The organism is Pseudoxanthomonas sp. SE1 (assembly GCF_029542205.1).
In the GTDB taxonomy this organism is placed as follows: Bacteria; Pseudomonadota; Gammaproteobacteria; order Xanthomonadales; family Xanthomonadaceae; genus Pseudoxanthomonas_A.
The window spans coordinates 1,574,087-1,589,952 of record NZ_CP113783.1; the positions used below are offsets into that span (position 1 = coordinate 1,574,087).

15 protein-coding genes are annotated in these 15,866 nt (G+C 67.6%); 12 read left to right on the forward strand and 3 right to left on the reverse strand.

What is annotated here, in order from left to right:
* Nucleotides 1–84: 84 nt before the first annotated feature.
* Nucleotides 85–738, reverse strand: coding sequence for a hydrolase (locus OY559_RS07460; protein WP_277729413.1), 654 nt, complete (start codon nucleotides 736–738; stop codon nucleotides 85–87).
* A gap of 187 nt (nucleotides 739–925) precedes the next feature.
* On the opposite strand from OY559_RS07460, the gene OY559_RS07465 reads away from it, so the two are divergent.
* The 5 genes from OY559_RS07465 (at nucleotide 926) to OY559_RS07485 (ending at nucleotide 5,780) form a co-directional block, all read left to right on the forward strand.
* Nucleotides 926–1,819 (forward strand): LysR family transcriptional regulator, encoded by an 894-nt coding sequence (locus OY559_RS07465; RefSeq protein ID WP_277729414.1) that lies wholly within the window; start codon nucleotides 926–928, stop codon nucleotides 1,817–1,819.
* 148 nt (nucleotides 1,820–1,967) lie between these two features.
* Nucleotides 1,968–3,119 carry a peptidoglycan DD-metalloendopeptidase family protein gene (locus OY559_RS07470; RefSeq protein ID WP_277729415.1) on the forward strand — a complete coding sequence of 384 codons (1,152 nt, stop codon included), beginning with the start codon at nucleotides 1,968–1,970 and terminating at the stop codon, nucleotides 3,117–3,119.
* 161 nt (nucleotides 3,120–3,280) lie between these two features.
* Nucleotides 3,281–4,462, forward strand: coding sequence for a serine hydrolase domain-containing protein (locus OY559_RS07475; RefSeq protein WP_277729416.1), 1,182 nt, complete (start codon nucleotides 3,281–3,283; stop codon nucleotides 4,460–4,462).
* A 75-nt stretch (nucleotides 4,463–4,537) separates the two neighbouring features.
* Complete coding sequence (locus OY559_RS07480) at nucleotides 4,538–5,425, forward strand: alpha/beta hydrolase (protein WP_277729417.1); 888 nt, start codon at nucleotides 4,538–4,540, stop codon at nucleotides 5,423–5,425.
* 100 nt (nucleotides 5,426–5,525) lie between these two features.
* Nucleotides 5,526–5,780: a hypothetical protein gene (locus OY559_RS07485; RefSeq protein ID WP_277729418.1), complete on the forward strand. Its 255-nt coding sequence runs from the start codon at nucleotides 5,526–5,528 to the stop codon at nucleotides 5,778–5,780.
* A gap of 6 nt (nucleotides 5,781–5,786) precedes the next feature.
* Here OY559_RS07485 and OY559_RS07490 read toward each other — a convergent pair whose 3' ends face one another.
* A complete protein-coding gene (locus OY559_RS07490; RefSeq protein WP_277729419.1) occupies nucleotides 5,787–6,416 on the reverse strand; it encodes a hypothetical protein in 630 nt (209 codons plus the stop codon).
* Nucleotides 6,417–6,540: 124 nt separating this feature from the next.
* On the opposite strand from OY559_RS07490, the gene OY559_RS07495 reads away from it, so the two are divergent.
* On the forward strand, nucleotides 6,541–7,068 hold the full coding sequence (locus OY559_RS07495; protein WP_277729420.1) for a GNAT family N-acetyltransferase: 528 nt from the start codon (nucleotides 6,541–6,543) through the stop codon (nucleotides 7,066–7,068).
* 72 nt (nucleotides 7,069–7,140) lie between these two features.
* Here the strand turns inward: OY559_RS07495 and OY559_RS07500 are convergent, their stop codons facing one another.
* On the reverse strand, nucleotides 7,141–9,204 hold the full coding sequence (locus OY559_RS07500) for a 3-hydroxyacyl-CoA dehydrogenase NAD-binding domain-containing protein (protein WP_277729421.1): 2,064 nt from the start codon (nucleotides 9,202–9,204) through the stop codon (nucleotides 7,141–7,143).
* 239 nt (nucleotides 9,205–9,443) lie between these two features.
* Here OY559_RS07500 and rpoE point away from each other — a divergent pair, with 239 nt between their 5' ends.
* From rpoE to OY559_RS07530, 6 genes are all read left to right on the forward strand, one after another.
* A complete protein-coding gene (gene rpoE, locus OY559_RS07505; RefSeq protein ID WP_192200827.1) occupies nucleotides 9,444–10,064 on the forward strand; it encodes an RNA polymerase sigma factor RpoE in 621 nt (206 codons plus the stop codon).
* Complete coding sequence (locus OY559_RS07510; RefSeq protein ID WP_277729422.1) at nucleotides 10,061–10,969, forward strand: RseA family anti-sigma factor; 909 nt, start codon at nucleotides 10,061–10,063, stop codon at nucleotides 10,967–10,969. The genes rpoE and OY559_RS07510 overlap by 4 nt, the downstream gene beginning before the upstream one ends.
* 70 nt (nucleotides 10,970–11,039) lie before the next feature.
* Nucleotides 11,040–12,539, forward strand: coding sequence for a DegQ family serine endoprotease (locus OY559_RS07515; protein WP_277729947.1), 1,500 nt, complete (start codon nucleotides 11,040–11,042; stop codon nucleotides 12,537–12,539).
* A gap of 169 nt (nucleotides 12,540–12,708) precedes the next feature.
* Nucleotides 12,709–14,502, forward strand: a complete 1,794-nt coding sequence (gene lepA / locus OY559_RS07520; protein WP_277729948.1) for a translation elongation factor 4 — start codon at nucleotides 12,709–12,711, stop codon at nucleotides 14,500–14,502.
* 147 nt (nucleotides 14,503–14,649) lie between these two features.
* The gene (gene lepB, locus OY559_RS07525; RefSeq protein ID WP_142125078.1) at nucleotides 14,650–15,450 is read left to right on the forward strand and encodes a signal peptidase I; all 801 of its coding nucleotides are present in this window, start codon (nucleotides 14,650–14,652) and stop codon (nucleotides 15,448–15,450) included.
* A gap of 37 nt (nucleotides 15,451–15,487) precedes the next feature.
* Nucleotides 15,488–15,865, forward strand: a complete 378-nt coding sequence (locus OY559_RS07530) for a DUF4845 domain-containing protein (RefSeq protein WP_142125079.1) — start codon at nucleotides 15,488–15,490, stop codon at nucleotides 15,863–15,865.
* Nucleotide 15,866: the final 1 nt, after the last annotated feature.

Below are 15,866 nucleotides of genomic sequence, written 5' to 3' on the forward strand. Positions count from 1 at the left end.
GGTGTGTCGTTTCACCGGGATCCGGCACATGTGTCGCGGGATTTTCCCGCCGCGACAATCCGGTTACCCGTCATCCCGCGCGGGTCAGCCTGCGTTGCGCGGCACCGGCGTGTTGAGCAGTTGCTGTTCCCACAGGTACGCGATCCCGCTGCCTGCGGCATGCTGCTTGAGCACCTCGGTCAGTCCGGCGGCGTGGTCGGTCCGGGCCCAGTCGCGCTGCCACTCGGCCGCGAGTGCAAGCCAGGTCATCATGTTCGCGCCGGCCGCGATCATGCGCTGGATGGCCACCTGGTGCGCCTCGACCGACACCGCGCCGGAGGCATCGGTGATGACGGTGACATCCCAGCCTTCGCCCAGTGCCTGGATCACCGGCATGGCGACGCAGATCTCGGTCCACAGGCCGGCGATGATCAGTTGCTTGCGGCCCGTCGCCTTGACCGCGTCCACCACCTTGCGGTCTTCCCAGGTGTTGATGAACGTCCGGTCGATCACCTCCTGCCCCGGAAACACGTCGGTGATCTGCGGAAAGATGAGGCCGCCGCGTTCGGCGACGACGCTGGTCAGGATGGTGGGCACACCGAACGCCTTGGCGGATTTCGCCAGCGCGGTGGCATTGTTGACCACCATGTGCGGGTCGTGGCTGTTGAGGTTGGCGAGCTGGTACGGCTGGTGGTCGATCAGAACGAGGACCGAGTCTTCCGGACGAAGCAGCGACGCGAGACCGTTGCGAAAAGTCATGGATACATCCTGTGGTGAGGGAAGGTGCAGGGACGGGAGCAGCGGTGGCTGCATCGTCCCGGCGCAAACCTTGTCATCCCCCTGCGCGGGGCGGTAGCGCCCTTTCGTGCCAAGCTGTGTCGCGGAGTCGGGAACACGGGATTCGCGAGGGCTGTGGCAGGCTATGTCGCGCATCCGGGAGACCACGTTGGATATCGAAGACCTGCGGACATTCGTGGAAGTGGCCGATGCCGGCGGCGTTTCCCCCGCTGCGCGCCGGCTCGGCGTTGCCAAGTCCATCGTCAGTCGGCGGCTGGGCCGGGTCGAGGCCGAACTGGGCGTGCAACTGCTTGCACGCACCACGCGCGGCGCCGCGCTCACCGAGGCCGGCGCCACCTTCCGCGAGCACGCCGCCCGGGCCTGCGCCGAGATCGACGCGGCCCGGGACACCATCCTGCCCAGCGGTGACCTGCGTGGCCGCCTGCGCATTGCGGCGCCGCTGTCGTTCGGGCCGACCCACTTCGCTCCCGTGCTCGCGGAAATGGCGCGGCGCCACCCGCAGCTGCACGTGCATACCGCCTACAGCGATCGCTTCGTCGATCTTGTCGCGGAAGGGTTCGATTGCGCGATCCGCGTGGGCTACCTGCAGGATTCCACGCTGGTCGCACGCTGCGTGGGGCCGCTGTACGGAAGGCTCGTCGCCAGCCCGGACTATCTCGATGCGCATGGCGCCCCCGAGGTGCCGGGTGACATTGCCATGCATGAAGCGCTGATGCAGGGAACCGAAGCGTGGCAGTTCATGGACGGCGACGAGGTCATCACCGTGCACCCGCGCGGGCGCTTCAAGGCCGACAACGGCACCGCGCTGATCGCCGCCGCCGTCGCGGGGCTCGGCATCGCGTGGCTTCCCGATGGCCTCACCCGCGACTACGTGGCCTCCGGCGCGCTGGTGCCGGTCATGACCCGCTATCCGCCGCCGCCGGCCGGCATCTATGTCATCCGGCCGCCCGGCCCGCATCCCTCACTCAAGGTGCGGGCGCTCACCGAGTTGCTGATCGGATGTTTCGAACAGGCGCCGCACCTGGCGGATGTCGACGGTTGAACCGCCCCGCGAGGGTGGCGATCGCATCAAGGGCAGGACAGCGGGCCGGGTGGCACCGTTCCATGGCACAGTGCGGCGGCCTGCGCGGGCGTGGAGCATCGACGCCGCCGCGGCATCCGCCCACCCTGTTCATCCCGGAGAATCCTGCATGCGGTTCCACCTTGGCCGTTGGTCCGTGATCGCGATGCTGGCCTGCAGTGCGCTTCCCGCGTGGGCAGCGCAACCCAGGGAGTCCTTCGATCTGCGCGTACCCGTGGCGCCCATGGCGCGCGCGATGCAGGGAGGCCAGGAACTGGTCTACGAACTGCACCTGGACAACCATGCCCGCCGCGATCTGCGGCCCGTGCGCGTTGAGGTGCTGGATGCGGCTGATGGGCGCGTGCTGGCCGCCTACGAAGGCGCGGCGCTGGAGCAGCGGCTGGACCGCTCGGGCGTGCAATGGAAGGCCGAGACCTTCGATGCGATCCCGTCGGGGCGGCGCGGCGTGGTGTTCATCGAACTGCCATTGACGGGCACGTTGCCCGGCGCCTTGCGCCATCGTGTCGGCTTTGCGGATGCGGATGCGGATGCCGAGGCCGAGGCCGAGGCCGATGCGGGCATCGACACGATCGAAGGCGGTTCGACACCGGTGATCGCCGGCAAGACCCCGGTGCTGGCGCCGCCGCTCGACGGCGGTCCTTGGGTCGCCGTCCATGATCCACGCTGGGCGCGCGGGCATCGCCGCGTGGGCTATGCCTTCAACGGTGCCCTGCGCACCCCGGGTCGCCATGCGGCCGACTGGGTGAAGCTGGATGCTTCCGGGCGCAAGGCACCGCCGGGCAACGATCTTGCCGCACGCACCTACAGCCATGGACAGCCTGTGTATGCCGTGGCCGATGGCGTGGTGAGCCGCGTGCACGATCGCTCGCCGGAGCGTACGCGGCTTTCGGACGGCATCACCGGCACCGAAGGCAACCATGTGGTCCTGCAGCTCGACAACGGCTACTACGCGCACTACGGCCACCTGCGCCCCGGCAGTGCGACGGTCACGCCGGGCATGCGCGTCAGGGCGGGCGACAGGATCGCGCAGGTCGGGTTCAGTGGCAGCGCCTCTAATCCGCAACTCCACTTCGCCCTCACCGACGGCCCGGATGAACTGGCCAGCGAAGGCATCGCGTACACGTTCGCGCGCTACCGCCTGCTGGGCACGTTCGACGACGTCTCGCGGATCGGCCAGGGCATGTGGACGCCCGCCGGCGCGCAGCAGGAGGTCCGGGCCTCCATGCCCGCGGGCATGAGCGTGGTGCGCTGGCCGGAGTAACGTGCGCAAGGGGCCGGGTGATTCATCGGTCCCATCGCGGCTTCGTCGCATCCTGCTGGCCGGCAGGCTGGTCTGCGTGCATCCTCCCGGGCTGGACAGGCGCGGGTCTCCTTCGCCTGGCATGGCCATCACGACACGCCGGGACCGGCAGGAGAGGACAGATGCGTTTCAGGACGTCATGGCGGATGGCTGCGGTGCTGGTCGCGATGCTGGTGTCGGGCTTGGCGGGGGCTGCGGATGCGCCCGCGGGCATCGATGCCCGCATTCCGGCACGCATGGCCGAGGCCGGCCTGGTGGGCGTGGGCGCGGCGGTGATCATCGACCGGAAGGTGGCGTGGTCGAAGGGCTACGGTTTCGCCGACAAGCAGCGCGGCGTGCCGTTCACGCCCGACACGGTGATGGCGATCGGCTCGATCAGCAAGACCTTCACCGGCGTGGCGATGATGCAGGCGGTGCAGGACGGCAGGCTGTCGCTGGACGAGGACATCAACCGCTATCTGCCTTTCAAGGTGGCGCATCCCGCGTTCCCGGAGGCGCGCATCACGCTGCGCCAGCTGGCCACGCACACCTCGGGCATCACGGACCGTTGGGCGGTGTACGAGCGCCTGTACCACTGGGGCGGCGATGCACCGGAAACGCTGGGAGATTTCCTGCCGGGCTATCTGGTAGCGGGCGGCAAGGACTACGCGCCGGAGAACTTCGTGCCGCATGCGCCGGGCACGCACCGCGACTACTCCAACATCGGGGCGGCACTGGCGGGCTACATCGTTGAGCGTGCGGTCGGCGAACCGCTGAACATCTACACGCGCCGCACCATCTTCGCGCCATTGCGGATGGCACGCAGCGGCTGGTTGCTGTCGGAGGTGCCGGCCGAGGCGCATGCCACGCTGTACGTGGCGCAGGATGGCTTCAGCATTCCCCTTCCGCCCTACGGCCTGACCACCTATCCCGATGGCGGCGTGCGGACATCGGTGGCGGAACTGTCGCGGTTCTTCATCGCACTGCTTGCCGGCGGCCAGTACGAGGGCGCGCGCATCCTGCAGCCTGCCTCGGCCGCGGAGATGATGAGGCTGCAGTACACCGCGGCGAACAAGCCGGGCAACATCGTCCTGGCGGAGAAGAATTCCGGCCTGTTCTGGGCCACCAAGTACGATGGCCGCTTCGTCGGCCACGGCGGCTCCGACCCGGGCGTGCGGACCGAGATGCTCGCCACGCCGGAGGGAGACGTGGCCGTGGTGCTGTTCACCAATACCTCGCTGGCGGAACGCGACGGCAAGGTGTATGCGGAGCTGTTCAAGGATGTCTGGGAGCATGCGCAGGCGTTGAAGTCCGCTGCGGAATGATCCCGGTCGGCCGCCTGCCGATCCTGCGAGAATGCGGCCGGGCCCGCCGTGCGCGCGGGCATGGGAGGGAAGAGCATGATCCGCTGCATGATGGCCATCCTGGCGTGGCTGCTGGTGACCGCGATGCCGACGGCCCTGGCGGCACCGCCTGCGCCCAGTGCGGAAGACGGCACCGGCCCGCGCGTACCGCTGGAGTATCTGCCCGCGCTGAAGGGGGATTATTTCCCGTTGACCGACCGCGGATCCGGGCGCGTGTACCACGTCTACGTGCGCTATCCCGAGGGCTACGACGCGTCGGCACCGACGCGTTATCCGGTGGTGTACCTGCTGGATGGCGACAGCCTGTTCCCGCTGCTGGCGCCCACGCATCTGTTCCTGCATTACGACGAGAAGCTGCCGGAGGCCATCCTGGTGGGCATCGCCTATGGCGGCTTCGACCCGGCCATCAACAAGCGCCACATCGACTTCACTGCGCCGGGTGCGGACGCCACGCCGGAGCAGGGCGGGTCGCCCGGGTTCCTGGCCTTCCTGCGCGGGCAACTGGTGCCCGAAGTGGAGCGTCGCTACGCCGCCGACCCGGCGCGACGCGTCCTGGTGGGGCAGTCGCGCGCGGGCTACTTCGTGCTGTGGTCGGCGCGGGAGGCGCCGGACCTGTTCTGGGGCCGCATCGCCAGCAATCCGGCGCACGGCCCGGCGCGCGAGGCGTTGTTCGCCGAGGCGCTGCCGCATGCGCGCGGAGACCTGCGTGTGGCGGTGGCCAGCGGCACGCGCGACACCGTCGAACGCCGGCAGGTGGCGAGGGAGTGGGCCGATGCGTGGACGTCCCGCGCGGATGCGCCGTGGCAGGTCGGCTTCATCGAGATCGCCGACGGCACCCATGCGGCCAGCATCGGGGAAACCTACCGGCGCGCGATGCTGTGGCTGTTCCGCGAGGGGAACGACGCGCCGGCGCCGGCCCGCTGAGCGCGCACGGACCGTAACCGCGTTCACAGAACGCTGCCGGTCGTCGGAAAAACCACCGCCATGTCACACAACCGGCATGCACCCCGCTTACGCTGCGGGCATGGACACGTTGGCCACCATCCGGGCCGCACTGGCCGTCGCCGGGGAACGCATCGAACGCGGTGCGTTGCGCGAGGACCCGCGCGTGTTCATGGACCAGCTGTGGCGTCAGGTCTACGACGCCGCCCCCGACGATCTGCAACCCTACGTGTGGGCGCGGCTGGCGGACTTCTCCGCGCAACTGGGCCTGATGGGCGACCTGCCCACGCATCGCAGCCCGGTGCGCGCCCCGCCCGAGGTGTTCGTGCGGCGCTAGTGGCGCTCACTGCGCGGGCGGGTCCCAGAGGCTGTCATCCACGGGCGTCTCGGACAGTCCCCGCGCCAGCGTCATCACCATCTCGTTCTGGCTGACGCCATTCTGTCGCGCGAGCTGCTTGAACACGTCCTCGCTCATCGTGACCAGCGGGATCAGGTTGAAGCGCCAGCGGCCCTGCTCGCGTTCGAACTCGAAGTCGAAGGGCATCTCGACGGTGCCGATCTTCAGTCGCGCCGCCGCGCGGTCGCCGTCCACCTGCAGGGTGCCCAGTTCGCTGCGCTCGACGCCTTCGCGGCCGATCCAGCCGCGATCCACCGCATGCGTGAACACCGTGCGCCCGTCCATCGCACGCAGGTCATGGGCCGGGACGCGTGCGCGGATGATCAGCACCTGCAGGCGCTCGGTCATCGGCAGGGCTTCCAGTTCGGTGCGTGGGGCGCTCAACGCCAGTTCGCGATAGCGCGCGTACTCGCGCAGCGTGCCGGGGGTGACCTGGTCGGCGGCGTGTTCGCCCTGCCGGGCGAGCACGGCGGACTTGTACGCCGCGAACGCGGCACGCACCGCGGCTTCGTCGTCGGCTGCGTGGACACTGAAGATGGGGGCGAGCAGCAGGCACAGGATCAGCCAGCGGGACATGCGGTACTTCCATGGCGTGGGGCGCGCCATGGTAGGCGATCAGGGGTGCGGACGACTCACACTGACCTCATCCGCGGCGCGCCTGCGTTCTGCAAGGCATGGAAGCACGTAACATGCGCACTGCATGAAAACCGAAATCCGCCCCGCAAGGCTGTCCGAAGCCGCTGAACTGGCCGCAATGATGCGGCGTACCTTCCTCGCCGCGAACGGCCATTGCAGTACGCCGGAAAACGTCTCGGCCTTCGTCGCGCAGGCCTATACGCCCGAGCGGCAGGCCCAGGAAATCCGCGACCCCGACACGCTCACGCTGATCGTCGAACAGGACGGCGTCTGGGCGGGCTTCGCGCAACTGCGCTGGGGTACGGTGCCGCCAGCCGAAGTGGGGCTGCGGCCGACGGTGGAACTGGCGCGCATCTACCTGGACGAAGCCTTCCACGGGCAGGGTATCGCCGCCGTGCTGGTGTCGCACCTGCTGGCGGCAGCGCGGCTGCGCGGGTCGCGCTCGGTGTGGCTGACGGTCTGGCAGGAGGCCCCGCAGGCCATCCGGTTCTGGCGCAAGCATGGCTTCGAGATCGTCGGTCGCTCCCTCTTCCACGTGGGCGATGATCCCAAGGAAGACTGGGTGATGACGCAGGTGCTGCCGGCGGGGTGAATGCCCCGCGCCATTGGCGCTGCGGGGTACGACAAAAAAGGCCGTTCGGATGAACGGCCTTTTTCGTGCGGGCTACACCGTCTGTTGCCGCAATACCGGGTTGTCCCAACCGGGGCGCGGCGCGAAGCGGTCGCCATGGCGGGCCTGCAGGGCCTTGAGTTTTTCCAGCAGGGCATCGGGGCCGACGGCCTTGACGTGCTCGATCGGGCCGCCGCGGAACGGCGCGAAGCCGGTGCCGAAGATCACGCCGGCATCCAGCAGGTCGCTGTCGGCGACCACGCCGTCGTGCAGGCACGCAACGGCTTCGTTGAGCAGCGGCAGGATCAGGCGGTCTTCCAGGTCGTCAGGCGTCTTGTAGTCCTGCGGGACCTGCGGCTTCACGGCTTTGCCGTTTTCCCACTTGTACAGGCCCTGGCCGTCCTTCTTGCCGCGCTTGCCGGGCTCCACCGTCGCCAGCGCCGCCGGCAACGTCAGCCCGAGGAAGGGCGACAGTTCCGCGCCCACGCCCTGCGCCACATCCAGGCCGACGGTGTCGATCAGTTCGATCGGCCCCATCGGCATGCCGAACTTCACCGCGGCCTTGTCGATCACCGGGCCGGGGATGCCTTCGGCATAGGCGGTCGCGGCTTCCAGCATGTAGGGGAACAGCACGCGGTTGACCAGGAAGCCCGGCGTGCCGGCGACCGGCACCGGGAACTTGTCCAGTGCCTTGCAGAATGCGGCCAGGCGCTTGACGTTGGCGTCGTCGAGCGCGTCGTGCTGCACGATCTCCACCAGCGGCATCAACGCCACCGGGTTGAAGTAGTGCAGGCCGGCGAACTGCGCCGGGCGCTGGATGTGCTCGCGCAGCTCGGTCAGCGGAATCGATGAGGTGTTGGTGGTCAGCAGCGCGTCGGCCTTCAGGCGCGGCTCGATGGTCTGGTACAGATCGCGCTTGGCCTCGGGGTTCTCGATGATGGCCTCGATCACCAGGTCGGCCTGCGGCACGCCGTCGCCGGCCAGGTCGCCCTTCAGGCGCGCGGCCACGGCGGGACGCTTGCTCTCGTCCTTCACCTTCTTGGCGAACAGTTCCTGCGCACGCGACAGGGCGCCATCGATGAAGCGCTGCTCGCGGTCCTGCAGGATGACGTTGAAGCCCTTGTAGGCCGACCACGCCGCGATGTCGCCGCCCATCACGCCCGCGCCGACGACGTGCACGTTCGCGATGCCGTGGTCTTTCCCGCCAAGGCCCTTCAAACGTTCGGTCAGGAAGAAGATGCGGATCAGGTTGCGCGCGGTCGGCGTGCCGGCCAGTTTCACCACGGCCCTGCGTTCGGCGTCCAGGCGCGTCTGGATGCCCTTGCCGCCCGCCGTCTTCCACACGTTGATGAGGGCATACGGCGCGGGATAGTGCGCCTTCGGTGCCTTGCGTGCCACCTGTTTGGTCATCTGCGGGGCCAGGATCTGGCGCGCGATCCAGCTGTTGCTGATCCAGCCGGTGAAGCGTTGCTTGAACGCGCGCTGCGGGCGCGAAGCGATCAATGCGACCGCGGCATCGATCAGCACGGCAGGTTCCGCGATCTTGTCGACCAGGCCCATGGCCTTCGCCGAACCGGCCGACAGCGTGCGGCCGGTGAGCATCATGTCCATCGCCTTCGGCGATCCCACCAGACGTGGCAAGCGTGCACTGCCGCCCCAGCCGGGGAAGATGCCCAGCTTCACTTCGGGCAGGCCGATGCGGGTGGACGGGTCGCTGCTGGCCACGCGGTAATCGCAGGCCAGCGAAATCTCGGTGCCGCCGCCCATGCAGAAGCCGTGGATGGCCGACACCGTGGGGCAGGGCAGTTCGGCCAGTTTCTGGAACACGGCCTGGCCGCGGCGGATCGCGTCGTTGACGGTGCCCTTGCGGTCGAACTCCTGGAACTCCTTCAGGTCCGCACCGGCGATGAAGCCGCTGGCCTTGGCCGAGCGCAGCACCACGCCCTTGGGTGGATCGATGGACAGGCGCTCGATGATGTCGGCCAGTTCGATCAGCACATCCTGCGAGAACGCATTGACACTCGCGCCCTGGCGATCGAAGGCCAGCACGACGATGCCGTCGGCGCGCAGCTCGGTCTGCCAGTGACTGAATCGCAGCCCATCGAAGTTTGCGGCCATGCAGGGACCATCCGTTCACGTATGGATAAGGCCGCTATCATCCCGAGGTTGTTTCATCCCCGTCAAATCCACATATCAACGAGAACGTCGTCACGGGCGTGACCGGCGGCAGGGGGATGTTCCCGCTGCGCCGGTTAAATTCTTGATAGGGCAACGGTTTGGACAAGGCGTTGAACTTTCCTCCGCTAGCGCGGTCACAGGGCACGGCCAACGCCGAGCCGACAGGAGTGCGGCCCGGCATGGCCGAAACAGATCCAACCCAGGAGCTGGACCTCGAGCTGGTCAGGCGCGTGCAACGCGGCGACAGCGCGGCCTTCGACCTGCTGGTGCGCAAGTACCAGCATCGCGTGGTGGCGCTGATCGGGCGGTACATCCATGACTGGAGCGAGTGCCAGGACGTGGCCCAGGAGACCTTCCTGCGCGCTTACCGCGCGCTGGGAAATTTCCGGGGCGATTCCCAGTTCTATACGTGGCTGCACCGTATCGCCGTGAACACCGCCAAGAATCACCTGGTCGCACACAATCGCCGTCCCCCGACGGCGGACGTGGATGCCGCCGACGCCGAGCAGTACGACATCGGCGCCCGGCTGCGCGACACCGACACCCCCGAGCGCGAGCTGATGCGCCAGGAGATGGAGGCGACGGTGATGAAGGCCGTGGACGGCCTGCCCGAGGAACTGCGGACCGCGATCACCTTGCGCGAGGTGGAAGGCCTCAGCTACGAGGAGATCGCGCAGAAGATGGATTGCCCGATCGGTACCGTGCGTTCCCGCATTTTCCGGGCGCGCGAGGCCATCGACGAACAACTGCGTCCCTTGCTGGACAACGACAGTGCAACCCGGGAGCGAGCCCGCTCATGACCGCCCGCAACGAGACTCCGATCATCGATAAGCTAGAAACCCATCACCGCCAGCAACTGTCCGCCCTGATGGACGGCCACCTGCCTGCGGATGAAGCGCGCTTCCTGCTGCGGCGACTGCAGCACGACCAGGACCTGGCCGGTTGCTGGGAACGCTGGCAGTTGTGCGGCGACGTGCTGCGCGGTGAAGGTCGCGCGCCGGCGCCCGCGGGCTTCGCCGAGCGCGTGGCGCGGGCGATCGCAGCCGAATCCGTTCCTGCATCCGCCGCATCGCAGATGCAGGCCCCGCGCTCGCGCAACCTGCTTGCGCGCTGGGGTGGGGGCGCGCTCGCCGCCTCCGTGGCTCTGGTGGCGTTGTTCATGGCGCGCCAGCAATCGCCGCAGGACGTGCCGGTGGGTGAGGGAACCCAGGTGGCATCCACGCAGACGACATCCCCGGCCGTTCCGGCAGAGACGCCTTCAGCGCCCGCGCCGGACGCCGAAGCTTACGCGGTGGCCGCTGTCGCTGCCGTGGCCAGCGTGCCACGCCGGCAGGACAATGCCGCCCGTCGCAGCGCCACGCGCAGCCAGCAGGCAGCGCGCAGCGCGCAGCGCGTGGCGCGCGCACAAGCTCCGGTCCGTGCGACGGGCACCGCGCACACCGTGCCGATGGACAGCGTCGGTACGCTGGTGGCGGCCGCACCGTCGCAACTCGCCGCCAATCCCTTCGCGCACCGTGCGGAGGATGCAGGCAACGTATCGTCCCGGCCGTGGCCACGGTCTGCGCTGTCGGGGTACCCATCAGCCAATGGCGGCCTGACGACGGGCTACAGCTCGGATTCGGGTGCCCGGACCTTCTATCCGTTCGAGCCGCGCCTGCAGTCCGCGCCGCCGGCGACACCGCCGATCGACGCGCCGCGCGAATGATCCCTGCCTCCGGTCGTTGACCGGAGGCGACATGAAATCCCCACCTTTTCCTGATCGAGGCATGCGTTCGATGACTCCTCACGCCCGTTCCGGCCTGTTGGCCGTGCTGATGCTCACTACCCCTCTCGCCGCCTGCGCGCAGCAGCCGGAGGCGCCTGTGCCCACGGCGGCGACGGCGCCTGTCGTCGCGCAGTCGTCGGCTCCACAACTGGTGACCGGCCTTCCCGACTTCACCCAGTTGGTGGAGCAGGTCGGTCCGGGTGTGGTGAACATCGAGGCGACGGTGGGATCGCGCCGCAGTGCGCAGGCCGAGGAGGCCGAGATACCTGAAATCTTCCGGCGCATGCTGCCGCCGGGCTTCCCGATGCCGGGTCCTGGCCAGCAGGGGCCTCAGCGCCGCGGCACCTCGATGGGCTCGGGCTTCATCATCTCGGCCGATGGCTACGTACTGACCAACCATCACGTGGTGGATGGCGCCGACGAGGTCAAGGTCACCCTGCCGGACCGTCGCGAGCTGACCGCCAAGGTGGTGGGCAGCGACCAGCAATACGACGTGGCGCTGCTGAAGGTCGAGGCCAAGGGCCTGCCGACCGTGCGGATCGGCAACTCGGCCGCGCTGAAGCCGGGCCAGTGGGTGGTGGCGATCGGCTCGCCGCTGGGACTGGATCACTCCGTGACTGCCGGCATCGTCAGCGCCGTGGGGCGCAGTGCGTCGGCCGAGCAACGCTACGTGCCCTTCATCCAGACCGACGTGGCGATCAACCAGGGCAACTCCGGTGGCCCGCTGCTCAATACGCGCGGTGAGGTGGTCGGCATCAATTCGCAGATCTTCTCGGTGTCCGGTGGCTACATGGGCATCAGCTTCGCCATCCCGATCGATCTGGCGATGGGCGCGGTGGAGCAGCTCAAGAGCACCGGCAAGGTCAGTCGCGGGCAGTTGGGCGTGCAGGTAGGCGCGGTGACCTCCGATGCAGTGAAGGGTTTCGGGCTTCCCGACAACCGGGGTGCGCTGGTCAATGACGTGGTGGGTGGCAGCCCTGCGGCGAAGGCCGGCATCGGTCCCGGAGATGTCATCCGTTCGGTCAATGGCCGGGCGATCAACGATTCGAGCGATCTGCCGCCGATCATCGGTGCGATGGCGCCGGGAACCAAAGTCACCTTGGGCGTCCTGCGCGATGGGAAGCCACGTGACCTGACCGTGACGCTCAGCGAACTGGACGAAGGCGAGGCGGGAACGAGTGTCGCCCCGGCCTCGCCCGACCGGCCGGCGGCTCCGGCAGGGCGCAATGCGCTCGGCATCCAGACCCAGCCGCTTGACGCGAATAGCCGCAAGCAACTGGGCGTCGAAGGCACTGACGGCGTGCTGGTGGCGCGCGTGGACAGTGCCGCCGCCCGCGAGGCGGGCCTTGCGCCGGGCATGGTGATCCTGCAGGTCGGCCGGACGAAGGTCGACAGCCCTGCGGCGCTCGACCGGGAACTGGCCTCTGCAAAGGCGGGTGACACGGTGATGCTGCTGGTGCGCCATCGCGGCGTGACCCGCTTCATCGCCGTAACCGTGGAAAAAGGCTGAACAACACTCGCGAGCGCAGGTGACCCCCGTCGCCCCGCTTCCGCGGGGCGACGGCGTTTCCGGGGGCCGGGACCCGGATCGGCGAGACCGGCCAGTGTCCGTGCGATAATGTCCCGTTATTCCTGACGACCGCACAGGCCGCCGCGCATTCCCCATGTCTTCTGATTCGATGCGGAACATCCGCAACTTCTCCATCATCGCGCACGTCGACCACGGCAAGTCGACCCTGGCCGACCGCATCATCCAGCTCTGTGGCGGCCTCGAGGCCCGCGAGATGGAAGCGCAGGTGCTCGACTCCAATCCCATCGAGCGCGAGCGCGGCATCACCATCAAGGCCCAGTCCGTGTCCCTGCCGTACAAGGCCAAGGACGGGCAGGTCTACCAGCTCAACTTCATCGACACCCCCGGCCACGTGGACTTCTCCTACGAAGTCAGCCGCTCGCTGGCGGCCTGCGAAGGCGCGCTGCTGGTGGTGGACGCCGCCCAGGGCGTGGAAGCGCAGTCGGTCGCCAACTGCTACACCGCCGTGGAGCAGGGCCTGGAAGTGGTGCCGGTGCTCAACAAGATCGACCTGCCGACGGCCGACATCGAGCGCGCCAAGCGGGAAATCGAGGCCGTCATCGGCATCGATGCCGACGATGCCGTGCCGGTCAGTGCCAAGACCGGACTCAACGTCGACCTGGTGCTGGAAGCCATCGTGCAGCGCATCCCGCCGCCGAAGCCGCGCGACACCGACAAGCTGCAGGCGCTGATCATCGACTCGTGGTTCGACAACTACCTGGGCGTGGTTTCGCTGGTGCGCGTGATGCAGGGCGAGATCGGGCCCAAGAGCAAGATCCTGGTCATGTCCACCGGCCGCACCCACGAGGTGGACAAGGTCGGCGTGTTCACTCCGAAGCGCAAGGAGCTGAAGAAGCTCGGCGCAGGCGAAGTGGGCTGGATCACCGCCAGCATCAAGGACGTGCACGGCGCGCCGGTGGGCGACACCCTCACCCTCGCGTCCGACCCGGCCCCCGGCCCGCTGCCGGGCTTCCAGGAGATGCAGCCACGCGTGTTCGCCGGCCTGTTCCCGGTCAACGCCGAGGACTATCCGGCCCTGCGCGAGGCGCTGGAAAAGCTGCGCCTCAACGACGCCGCACTGCGCTTCGAGCCGGAAAGTTCGGAAGCCATGGGCTTCGGCTTCCGTTGCGGCTTCCTCGGCATGCTGCACATGGAGATCGTGCAGGAGCGCCTGGAGCGCGAGTACGACCTGGACCTGATCAGCACCGCGCCGACGGTGGTGTATGAAGTCCTCAGGACCGATGGCACGGTGGTTTCGCTGGACAACCCGGCCAAACTGCCGCAGTCCAACCTGATCGAAGAGGTGCGCGAGCCCATCATCCGCGCCAATATCCTCACCCCGGAAACCTACATCGGCGCGATCATCAAGCTGTGCGAGGAGAAGCGTGGCGCGCAGATCGGCATCCAGTATCTCGCCAGCCAGGTACAGATCAGCTACGAGCTGCCGATGGCCGAAGTGGTGCTGGACTTCTTCGACAAGCTCAAGTCGGTCAGCCGCGGCTATGCGTCGCTGGACTACTCGTTCTTGCGCTTCCAGCCCGGCCCGTTCGTGCGGCTGGACACACTGATCAACGGCGACAAGGTGGACGCGCTAAGTCTGATCGTGCACCGCAGCCACGCCGACCGGCGCGGCCGCGAGCTGTGCGAGAAGATGAAGGAGCTGATCCCGCGGCAGATGTTCGACGTGGCCATCCAGGCCGCCGTGGGCTCGCAGATCATCGCGCGCAGCACGGTCAAGGCCATGCGCAAGAACGTGCTGGCCAAATGCTATGGTGGCGACATCACCCGCAAGAAGAAGCTCCTCGAAAAGCAGAAAGAGGGCAAGAAGCGGATGAAGCAGGTGGGACGCGTGGAGATTCCGCAGGAAGCCTTCCTCGCCGTGCTGCAGGTGGACAGCAAGTAGCGTTGTCCTTCTCCCCGCGGGAGAAGGTGGCGCGTAGCGCCGGGTGAGGGTACGGCGAAGTCTGCGAAGTAGGGCGCGCGTGGACTTCGCCGTACCCTTATCCCAACCCCTTTCCCGGTGGGAGAGGGGTCATCCAACGGAGTGTGTATGGTCTGGTTTGAAACGATCCTCGTGGTACTGACGCTGCTGACCGGCCTGGTGTGGCTGGCCGACAAGCTGTTCCTGGCCAAGCGCCGCCGCGCCAGGAGCGGATTGCTGGACGAAGAGCCGGTGCTGGTGGACTACTCGCGTGCGTTCTTCCCGGTGCTGGCGGTGGTGCTGGTGCTGCGCAGCTTCATCGCCGAGCCGTACAAGATCCCGTCCAGCTCGATGATGCCGAACCTGCTGATCGGCGACTTCATCCTGGTCAACAAATTCTCCTACGGCCTGCGCCTGCCGATCACCAACCAGAAGTTCCTGGCCCTCGGTGAGCCGGCCCGCGGCGACGTGGTGGTGTTCAAGCCGCCGCACGACCCCCAGAACAACTGGATCAAGCGCGTGATCGGCCTGCCGGGCGACAAGATCGGGTTCCATGGGGACACCGTGTCGATCAACGGTCAGCCGCTGACCTACGAGAAGCTGGGCGACTACGTGGGCAAGGGCAGCGGTGCCGGCGAGACCGGGGCCGCACTATTGAAGGAAAAGCTGCCTGGACGGCCCCATACGGTGCTGGAATGGCTGGACAGCGCACGCCCGGAGGGGCAGGGCGAATGGGTGGTTCCGCCCGGGCATTATTTCGTCATGGGCGACAATCGTGATAATAGCGAGGACAGCCGGTTCTGGACGCAGACCCATTTCCTGCCGGAACAGAACCTGCGCGGCAAGGCCTTCCTGGTCTGGCTGAACTGCGAAGGCTGGTTCTGCAAGAATGGCTTCGATGCCTCGCGTATCGGCAACGGCATCGAGTGATCTTTCAACGCTAACGGGGAAGCACGGGGGAATGGCAATGAAGCGCAAGCAAAGCGGCATGACATTGATGAGCTTTCTGATGGTGCTGGCCGTGGTGGGCTTCGCCGCCTACATCGCCATGCGATTGTTCCCGATGTACCAGGAGTATTACGCGGTCAAGTCCTCCATGAAGGGACTGGCCAACGAGGCGGGCGTGGCGGACATGGACCCGGCCCGGATCCACGAGCTGTTCTTCCGCCGCCTCGACATCAACTACGCGACCAACATCAAGCCTTCGCACGTGAAGATCGAGCGGATGGAGGGCGGCTGGAACATGAAGGTCGCCTATGAAGTGCGCCGGCCGCTGGTCGGCAACCTCGATGTGGTCGGCAACTTCGCCGCCGAGCAGGCGATGACGCGTCGCGGCGCGGAATAGG